This window comes from Flavobacterium adhaerens, from assembly GCF_040045115.1.
In the GTDB taxonomy this organism is placed as follows: domain Bacteria; phylum Bacteroidota; class Bacteroidia; order Flavobacteriales; family Flavobacteriaceae; genus Flavobacterium; species Flavobacterium adhaerens.
On the sequence record NZ_JBDLZX010000001.1, the window covers coordinates 409,055 to 419,407 of the forward strand.

General features: G+C 32.4%; 8 protein-coding genes. 6 read left to right on the top strand and 2 right to left on the bottom strand.

Features of this window, described 5'->3' with window-relative positions:
* Positions 1-68: 68 nt before the first annotated feature.
* Together ABEB18_RS01750 and ABEB18_RS01755 are read right to left on the bottom strand one after the other, a co-directional pair.
* Positions 69-3,821, bottom strand: a complete 3,753-nt coding sequence (locus tag ABEB18_RS01750) for a transglutaminase domain-containing protein (RefSeq protein ID WP_348797282.1) — start codon at positions 3,819-3,821, stop codon at positions 69-71.
* Positions 3,822-3,854: 33 nt separating this feature from the next.
* Positions 3,855-4,496 carry a protein-L-isoaspartate(D-aspartate) O-methyltransferase gene (locus ABEB18_RS01755; RefSeq protein WP_348797283.1) on the bottom strand — a complete coding sequence of 214 codons (642 nt, stop codon included), beginning with the start codon at positions 4,494-4,496 and terminating at the stop codon, positions 3,855-3,857.
* 163 nt (positions 4,497-4,659) lie between these two features.
* Here ABEB18_RS01755 and ABEB18_RS01760 point away from each other — a divergent pair, with 163 nt between their 5' ends.
* From ABEB18_RS01760 to miaA, 6 genes are all read left to right on the top strand, one after another.
* A complete protein-coding gene (locus ABEB18_RS01760) occupies positions 4,660-5,625 on the top strand; it encodes a Gfo/Idh/MocA family protein (protein ID WP_348797284.1) in 966 nt (321 codons plus the stop codon).
* A gap of 86 nt (positions 5,626-5,711) precedes the next feature.
* Positions 5,712-6,599: a 3-hydroxyacyl-CoA dehydrogenase family protein gene (locus tag ABEB18_RS01765; protein ID WP_348797285.1), complete on the top strand. Its 888-nt coding sequence runs from the start codon at positions 5,712-5,714 to the stop codon at positions 6,597-6,599.
* A gap of 20 nt (positions 6,600-6,619) precedes the next feature.
* Positions 6,620-7,279 (top strand): YggS family pyridoxal phosphate-dependent enzyme, encoded by a 660-nt coding sequence (locus ABEB18_RS01770; protein ID WP_348797286.1) that lies wholly within the window; start codon positions 6,620-6,622, stop codon positions 7,277-7,279.
* A 79-nt stretch (positions 7,280-7,358) separates the two neighbouring features.
* Positions 7,359-7,664: a four helix bundle protein gene (locus ABEB18_RS01775; RefSeq protein ID WP_348797287.1), complete on the top strand. Its 306-nt coding sequence runs from the start codon at positions 7,359-7,361 to the stop codon at positions 7,662-7,664.
* A gap of 146 nt (positions 7,665-7,810) precedes the next feature.
* Positions 7,811-9,172 carry an exonuclease domain-containing protein gene (locus ABEB18_RS01780; protein ID WP_348797288.1) on the top strand — a complete coding sequence of 454 codons (1,362 nt, stop codon included), beginning with the start codon at positions 7,811-7,813 and terminating at the stop codon, positions 9,170-9,172.
* A gap of 187 nt (positions 9,173-9,359) precedes the next feature.
* Complete coding sequence (gene miaA / locus ABEB18_RS01785) at positions 9,360-10,286, top strand: tRNA (adenosine(37)-N6)-dimethylallyltransferase MiaA (protein ID WP_348797289.1); 927 nt, start codon at positions 9,360-9,362, stop codon at positions 10,284-10,286.
* Positions 10,287-10,353 lie beyond the last annotated feature (67 nt).

The following is a 10,353-nucleotide window of genomic DNA, read 5'->3' on the forward strand; positions in this document are numbered from 1 at the left end:
CTAATTATCCTCACAAAAAAAGCTTTACGTTTTTCGTAAAGCTTTTTTTGTTTTAGAGTTGATTTGAATTATTTAAAACCAACAATTTGTTCTTCGGCTGCGATAACTTCTTCAACATATTTTTTGTATTCTAAATAATCGTCTGGTTTAATATTATCCCAAGGAATTACCACTTCTCTATTTATTTTTAACGAATTACTATTTACCAACTCAAACTTGATGGAGTAATTTTGATTTTTGAAAGTAAAGGTTTTGCTCTCTGGAATTTCAGAGAATTTTTTCCCTTCAGGAATATTCAAAATAACTTCAGATTCGTAGCGGTTATTATTTTCATAATTAAAATAATTAATATCGAATTTTCTGCTTTCGGTAGCAATAATATCTCTTGTATAAACCTTATCAATAAAAGGGATTTCGGTGATTTTGAGCGCTCCAACTTTTTGTAAATTCTCATTTATAGAAAATTTAGTTTCGTAGGAAATTGATTTATCAAATGTTTCATTCGATAACAATTTTACCGATTGCAAACTAACCACTTTTTGCAATTGTTTATTATAGCCTTTTTCGATTTCCTTATCCCTTACATCCTGAGAAGTAGCATCAGAGAATAGTTCGTTATAATACGATTTTGTAGCTCCTTCGATAGTATGTCTATTTACGAAAACTTTTGATTTTTCGTCCAAAGTAACTACAGTAGAGGTTTTTAAAATGTTTTTCACTGTTGAGTCAAATGGAATGTTTATCAATTTAGACACTTCATTTTCCTTTTTGTCAAAAGAAATCACCAATGCGTTAGCTTTATACAACGAACCTGGCAACATTCTAAAAGGCAAATATTTATCAGTAAGTTCCAGAAAAACTTCTTTTCCATCAATTATTGTTTTTACGATACAATGATTAAAATCTCTGGATGGCAAATGCATCGAATTAAAACCATTGTCATTTGTAGAAACTAAAACCAAATTAGACTTTAAACCTGCTAATTCTGACAAGGCAACGAACAAAGTCGAAACATCTTTACAATCTCCTAATTTAGTTGTAATAGTTTTGGACGGTTTTTGAGGCACATAACCACTTTGTCTAAAATCTAACGAACTGTAAGTGATATTTTTTTCGATATAAGTATAAATTGCTTTAGCTTTTTGTTCATCGCTTACATTAGAAATTCCTTTAGGAAAAATCGAATTGAAGGTGTCCTTTGTAATTTTGTCTGCTTTCAAATTTTTCTTCACTAAATCCGAGTACCAATTCGAAATTTCGCTCCAAGATTTTACAGTACTTACTTCAATGGTATTGGTCAAGTCGCTAGCAATAGGTGCATAATCTTCTTTTAGGGATAATGCTGGAATGTTTACTCTTTTCCAAATATTACATTTTTTACCATTTATTTTTTTGGTAATAGCAACTACATCTCCATTATTAAAATTGGTATAATATTTTGTTTCTTCTGGAGTAATTAACCCAAAAATAGCTTCGGTAGAAGGATAATCGCTATCAAAATAACATGATATATTAAAATCTTTATAGAAACGTCCTGTTTCGTTTTCAATACGTTCGTATTGAATAAAAATTACATCTCCGACTTTTAGATTCGAAAAAACCAACAAATTATCTCCTTCTTCGGCAGGAACAATTGTTCCGTCAGCTTTGATGATTTCCGATTTTATAACGGTATTGCTGTATAAGTTTAATGAATACTCTTTCATTTTTTCGATTCCAGTCTCTGAAGTAATTTCAAATAAATACGATATTCTAGATTTTCTTCCGCCCTCTGGAAAAACATTTACAATATATTCATCCAACAATAGCACTACCCCAAAATCACTTTTTAATTTAGAATTTCTTCTGGTTTTAGCCAATTTATAAATGTCTTTTGTCGCTACTTCTTCAATCTCATCAGGAGTTTTATTGATGTCGTATAATTGCTTTCTCAATTTTTCGTTACCCGAATTATGAGTTAATGACTGACGGATATACTTTTCGGCTTCTTTATTGTTTTGCTTCAAATTATAAATCACAGCTTTCTTTTCCATATTGGTAAACGAATACGGAAAGTTGTTCAAATTTTGATCTATAACAGCTAATGCTTCGTCATATTTGTTTTCGTTGGCCAAAATAGTGATATAATCATTTCTAAATTGATTAATATAACTATACTCAGCAATACGTCTTTTTACAATTTTCTCAACAGCAGCTTTATCATTTAATTCATTATAATAATTGATTAATAAATTATCGACTTCGTTGATTATTTTTGTCTTAGAAATCTCTTCTAAAAGCGCAATTGTTTTGGCTCTATCATTTTTTAGTTTAGAATACAAAGAAGCCGAAGCAATTTTGAATTTTTCGTTTCCGTAAGTATCTTTTTCTATTTCTCCTAACAACTTAAACATGCCATCAACATCTTCTTTTTTGGAAGCAATCAAAAAATCGAACATTAGTTTGCAAAAACTCTGCTTGTATTTTGCAGCACGATTTCTATAGGTTTCCAATTCAGTGATTGACGAATTTTGAAGAAACTTACTATCTAGCATTTTAGCATAGGTAACGTAATAATAATCTACGTCATTCTTCTCTATGTTCTTAATAATTTCTTGTGTTTTTTGTTCTTCGTCTCCCTCTAATTCGTAATATCTAAGAAAATAATTTGCAATTAGAGAACTGTTTGGGTATTTTTTATCTAAGCCTTCAATAGCATCGTAAGCGTCAATAGATTTTCCGTTAGATTCATAAGCCATATATTGATATAATTTGTACAATATATTATTTGGAAATTTCTGGACTAAATTATCAAAATACTCTTCATAGTTTAATTTTAAAATTTGTACATCGGCTATATCCATTTTGGTTGTAGTATAGGCCTGATAAGTATCGGTAAATTTTAAATCACTTGGTATTGAAGAATTCAGGTTTTTGATTTGAGCCGAGAAATAATCGCCCCCACCATTCATAGACAATTTAAACAATAATCGATTTACCCCTTTTTCGAGTTTAATTTTTACGGTATAAGCATCAAGGTTTGTTCTCTTGATGTCTTGATTATAGTAAATTTCGCTATCGTTTAAGAAAATTTTCAAGCCTTGACTTGCTCCAAAATGCAATAAAACATTTTTTGAATCTGCAGATTCTATAAACGTTTGAGCATAAATAATTCCGCTACCGTACTCTCCTTCATTGGTAAAAAAATGATAACCATCATCTTCTACATCTTTCGGATTGTACCAACCAATTTTACCATTACTGTTAGCGTCAAATAATTTATCATTTTTGGCATACGTTTCAGGCTCATACTCTATATCCAGACCACTCCCGTTTAGGTTTTCAAACACACCACAAAATTGCCATTTTGTAATTACTCCTAGTTCCGAAAATGACTTTTTGGCCTCTTCAAATCGCATTCTCTTGCGTTCAAAAATGGCTTTTCGGTATTGTACTATTGGCAAATTTTTAAATTTCGGCGAAGATGATAAATAATCTATTTTATTATAAGTCAAGTCATTACAAGCATCTACCGTAATATCTCCTAAAACAATATCTTTATTTATAAAAGGAGCTATGTAATAGTGAGAATTAGGAAGATTCTCTAAATTCTTTAGCAAAGTTTCATCAAAACTTACTTTTCCTGATTGCTCATCTATAAAAGCATCTAAAAACAATAAATCGATACTGTTCGTTTTGTTTTTTCCAAACTGTTTATCAAATAAGGTTCGAGCTTCATCTCGTTTATTATTAATTAATAAGTTTAAAACATTTGTATAATCTACTTGCGAGTAAATAAAATTAGAGACGAATAATAAAATTAGAATAGTAATTTTTTTCATAGACTTATTTTGATGGTTGGTTAAATAGCAATTTTAATTTTTATCTTCTAATAAAGGAACAAAACGAAATTCTCCAAATTCATGTTTTTCAAATTGTTTTTCATTAATCCTAATCAGCATTGTCATAATTTGAACGTCTTCGCCTAACGGAATAACGAGTCTTCCTCCAACTCTAAGTTGAGCCATTAAAGCTTGTGGAATAATTGGGGCACCAGCTGTTACAATTATACTATCAAATGGCGCATGTGCAGGCAAACCTTTGTATCCATCGCCAAATGAAATATGTTTTGGACGAATACCAAGTTTAGGCAATAATATTGATGTTTGCTTGAACAATTCTTTTTGTCTTTCTACAGAAAAAACCTGGGCTCCCATCATGCACAAAACGGCTGTTTGATATCCTGACCCCGTTCCAATCTCTAATATTTTGTGTCCTTTTTGGATCTCTAATAATTGTGACTGAAAGGCTACTGTGTAAGGTTGAGAAATAGTCTGACCTGCAGCTATAGGAAAAGCCTTATCTTGATAGGCGTAATCTTCAAAACTGGAATTCAAAAATAGATGTCGTGGAATTTTTTTTATAGCTTCTAGCACTAATTTATCAGTAATTCCTTTTTGTTTTAGGTTACTTACTAACTGATTTCGTAGTCCTTGATGCTTGGCTGTATCTTTCAAAATTTAAGGTTTTATTATCAAACAAAAATAGAAAACTAAATCAATTTCGTACTCAAAATAAAAACCAATTTACAATTCTTACGAACAAAACTTACATACAAATTAGAATTTTATAAATTGGAAATTCTCATTTTATTACTATTTTTGTAGAAACATCATTATTATGCTTAAAATTGGAGTATTGGGTGCTGGGCATCTAGGAAAAATACATTTACGTTTACTACAACAATCCGAAAAGTATGAATTAGTTGGTTTTTATGATGAAAACCAAGAATATGGAGAAAAAGTAGCCAAAGAATTTGGGTACAAACAATTCTCTACAATAGCCTCTTTAATCCACGCTGTAGATGTAATAGATATTGTAACTCCTACTCTTTCTCATTACAAATGTGCAAGAGCTTCAATAAAATCGGGCAAGCATGTCTTTATAGAAAAACCCATTTCAAATACCGTAGAGGAAGCAGAAGAAATCATTGCATTAGCTAAAGAGTACAATGTAAAAGGTCAAGTTGGTCACGTTGAACGATTTAATCCTGCTTTCATTGCTACCAAAAGCATGATCGAAAACCCAATGTTTATTGAAACGCATCGATTGGCCGAATTTAATCCACGAGGAACCGATGTCCCAGTAGTTTTAGATTTAATGATTCACGATATAGATGCAATTTTGAGTGTTGTACAATCTAATGTAAAAAATATTAGCGCAAGTGGTGTATCCGTAATAAGCGACACCCCAGATATTGCAAACGCAAGAATTGAATTCGAAAATGGATGTGTTGCAAATTTGACTGCGAGCCGTATTTCGATGAAAAATATGCGTAAATCGAGATTTTTTCAAAAAGACGCTTACATCTCTGTCGATTTCCTAGAAAAAAAATGCGAAGTAGTACGAATGAAAGACGCTCCAGAAGTCCCTGGTGATTTTGATATGATTTTACAAAATGCCGAAGGAGTAAAAAGACAGATCTATTTCTCTAACCCAGATGTAAAACAAAATAACGCCATTTTAGACGAACTAGAATCCTTTGCTGATGCTATTACTAACGACACCAATCCAATTGTGACATTAGAACAAGCAACACAAGCCTTAAGAGTTGCCTATCAGATTATAGATTGTTTTAAAAAATAAATTCAAAAATCAGTTTAAAGTTTAAGGTTTAAAGTTCATGTATTACGCTTTAAACCTTAAACTTTTTAACTTTAAACAAATAAATAATGAAAATAGTAGCCGTAATTGGAGCAGGAACCATGGGGAACGGAATTGCTCATACGTTTGCCCAAAGTGGTTTTACTGTAAAACTGATCGATGTTTCCGAGAAAGCTTTAGATAAAGGAATGGAGACTATTTTTACCAATTTGGATCGAATGGTTGCCAAAGGAACCATCTCTGAAGAAGATAAAATAAAAACCATCACCAATATTATTACTTATACCGATATAAAGGATGGAGTTGTAGGTGCTGATTTGGTAGTTGAAGCTGCTACCGAAAACATAGAATTAAAACTCAATATTTTCAAACAGTTAAACGAAGCTTGCTCACATAATACCATTTTGGCGACCAATACGTCATCAATTTCGATTACTCAAATAGGAGCTGTTGTAGCGCATCCAGAACGTGTAATTGGAATGCATTTTATGAATCCAGTACCAATCATGAAATTGGTCGAAATTATTCGCGGGTACAACACCAGCGATGAAGTCACCAATATCATCATGAAATTATCCGAAAAACTAGGCAAAACTCCTGTTGAAGTTAACGATTATCCAGGATTTGTAGCCAATAGAATTCTGATGCCGATGCTAAACGAAGCGATTGAAACATTATACAACAAAGTAGCTGGTGTTTATGAAATTGATACTGTTATGAAGCTAGGAATGGGACACCCAATGGGACCTTTACAACTGGCTGATTTTATTGGCCTCGATGTCTGTTTAGCCATTTTAAACGTAATGTACGACGGTTTCAAAAATCCTAAATACGCTCCTTGCCCACTATTGGTAAATATGGTAAGAGCTGGAAAATTGGGAATAAAATCTGGCGAAGGGTTTTATGATTATAGCGAAAGTAAAAAAGCCGAGAAGATTTCGAAACAATTCATCTAAACATTAAGCTTGCTTAAGTCATGACTATTCAAGATAATTTAAAAAATATAAAATCATCCCTTCCAGAACAGGTTACTTTGGTAGCCGTTTCTAAGACCAAACCAGTTTCTGATTTGATGGAGGCCTATAATGCAGGTCAACGCATTTTTGGCGAAAACAAAATTCAGGAAATGGTCGAAAAATGGGAACAAATGCCCAAAGATATCCAATGGCATATGATTGGACACGTTCAAACCAACAAAGTCAAATACATGGCTCCTTTTGTGAATTTAATTCACGGTGTGGACAGTTTGAAATTATTAGAAGAAATCAACAAACAAGCTATCAAGAACAATCGAACAATTAATTGTTTACTCCAAATATACATCGCAGAAGAAGAAACAAAATTTGGTCTTGATGAAGAAGAATTAGCTTCAGTCCTAGCCTCGCCATCATTCAGAGAAATGAAAAACATCCGAATAGTGGGTTTGATGGGAATGGCTACTTTTACAGATAACCAAGATCAAATCAAAAAGGAATTTATCCATTTGAAATCTATTTTTGACAAACTAAAACCTCTGAACACTAAAAACTGCGAACTGAATACTATCTCAATGGGAATGTCTGGCGACTATCAATTAGCAATTTCCTGCGGAAGCACAATGGTTCGAATTGGAAGTAGTATATTTGGAGGGAGATAAATTTTTCAATGGCAAAAATCTATGGTAATGACAATATCAATAATGGTATGTAAAATTCGACAAACAATTAAGAATTACTATGAAAGTTAACGAACCTAATTTTGATAAAATTTACAATTTTGAAGATCGTTTGGTTAGATTTGCTGGTGAATGTATTTTCTTTGTTAGAAAACTCGAAAAATCTTTTGAACTTGAATATTATAAAAATCAGCTTATAAGATCATCTGGAAGTTCTTCTCTAAACTATGGAGAAGCCCAAGGTACCATTACAAGTAAAGATTTTGTTTTTAAAGTTTCCCTTTCTGTAAAAGAATTAAAGGAATCTAGAAATTCATTAAAAGTCCTTGATTATATAAATGGAGGCAATACAGAAGAAAGAAAATAGCTTTTGGCAGAAGTTGAAGAACTTATAGCAATTGCTTCAAAAATGATAAACAACAAAAAATGAATCAATACAATAACAATGACAATTTTCATTTTTTAGAATATGCTATAGTTATTGACATTGACTTTTGATATTGATATTGAATAATGTACGCAATACTCGACATAGAAACCACTGGAGGACAATACAATGAAGAGGGAATCACCGAGATTGCCATCTATAAATTTGACGGTCACGAAATTGTCGATCAATTTATTAGTTTAATCAATCCCGAAATTCCAATTCAGCCTTTTGTAGTCAAACTTACAGGAATCAATAATGCAATGTTGCGTTCAGCACCTAAGTTTTATGAAGTTGCCAAACGTATTATCGAAATCACTAACGACTGTGTTCTTGTGGCTCACAATGCCTCTTTTGATTACAGAATTCTACGTACCGAATTCCGTCGATTAGGTTATGATTTCAATATAAATACTCTTTGCACAGTAGAATTATCGCAAAAACTATTACCCGAACAACCTTCACATAGCTTAGGAAAACTGGTAAGAGCACTCGGAATACCAATGGCCGACCGTCATAGAGCAAGCGGTGATGCTATGGCTACAGTCAAACTTTTCAAAATGCTTTTGGACAAAGATTTGGAAAAAACCATTACCAAAGAACTCATCAAATCAGAAGTATTCAAAGGAGTTTCTCCAAAATTAAGGGACATTATAGAGAGTTTACCATCCAAAACTGGAATTTATTATATTCATCGTGAGGATGGTAAAATTATATTTATTGGTCAAAGTAAAAACATCAAGAAAAGAGTCAATCAACATTTTACAGGCATAACCAGCAGTGCCAAAAAAATCCAATCCGAAGTTTTTACTGTAACCTTTGAAGAAACTGGAAGCGAATTGATTGCACTTTTAAAAGAAGCCGAAGAAATAAAGAAAAACCGTCCCATTTACAATCGAATGGCTCGCAAAAACACATTAAATTGGGCTATTTATGCAGAAAAAGATGCTGATGGATATTTGAATTTAAAACTTCAAAAAGCAGATGGTCGCAAAAAAGAAATAACCGCTTTCAGCAATCAACAGGAAGGTAATGGAGCGCTAAATCGGATCACGTCGAGCTATCAATTATGCCCAAAACTAACTGGAATTTCAGACGCTAAAACTCCCTGTATTCCTAACAGCAACAACCAGTGTGACGGTGCCTGCAGAAAAGAAATATCTCCTAATGAATACAATGCCAGAGTAAAGATTTTTATCGACAAAAACCTCTTTGAAAACAAAAACATGATTATCATTGACAAAGGACGAAAAACTGGAGAACATTCCGCTTTGTTAATTGAGAAAGGAATACTCAAAGGTTTTGCTTTTTTTGATTTAAATTATCAAATCAATACTCCCGAAATCCTAAAAAATATATTAATCCCTATCCCAAACAATAGGAATACTCGAAATCATATTCAGGCTTATTTACGAAAGAACAGAGTTTTTAAAATCATTAATTTTTAAAAAATAAATAAAATTATTATTTAGTAGTTAATCCAGCTGTACACTACAACTCCTCATTATTCCATAAGTTTTTCTAAGGCATAAAAGGAGCTTCTTTTAGTCGCTCTTTTATACCAAGAAAAAACAAAATGCAATAATTCCGGGGTTTTCGTTGCCATCTGGACTATTAAAAACCCAAACCATCACAATGAAATATTTAATCACCATAGTAGGACCAACTGCCATAGGAAAAACCGCTTTGAGCATCAAATTAGCCAATTATTACAACTGTGAAATTGTTTCCTGTGATAGCCGACAGTTTTTTAAAGAAATAAGTATCGGAACCGCAGTACCAAGTCCTGACGAACTAGCCGCTGCACCCCATCATTTCATACAAAACAAATCTATTTTAGACCATTATACTGTTGGTGATTTTGAAAAAGAAGCACTTGCAAAAATCGAAGAATTATTCCAAACCAATGATTATGTAATACTTGTAGGCGGATCGGGTTTGTATGTAGATGCTATTTTGAAAGGTTTTGACGAATTCCCATCAATCGATCAGAGTGTTAGAGAAAAAATAAATTCGAATTATGAAAACCTTGGAATAGACTATTTACAGCAACAATTAGAAACTTTAGATCCCGATTACTTTCAAAAAATCTCGGTCGAAAATCCACAAACTTTACAAAATCCACAACGTATGATGCGTTTTGTAGAAGTTTGCATCGGGACAGGCAAACCCTACTCCTCTTTCTTAAATCAAAAGAAAAACAATCGTGATTTCACCTCAATTCTTATCGGAATTGAAGCTGACCGTAACATCATTTACGAAAGAATAAACCAACGCGTAGATATCATGATGCAAAACGGACTTCTTAAAGAAGCCGAATCGGTATATCCCCAAAAAGAGTTAAACGCACTCCAAACAGTTGGTTATAGAGAATTGTTTAGTTACTTTGCTGGCGAATTTACATTGGATTTTGCCATTGAAGAAATCAAAAAAAACACCCGAAGATTTTCAAAACGCCAACTCACCTGGTTCAAACGTGATGAAAACACCAAATGGTTTGATTATTTGACCAATATAAATCATATCACAGATTATATATCCAAAGTAAGTCATAAGTCATAAGTCATAAGTCATAAGTCATAAGTCATAAGTCATAAGTCATAAGTCATAAGTCATAAGTCATAAGTCA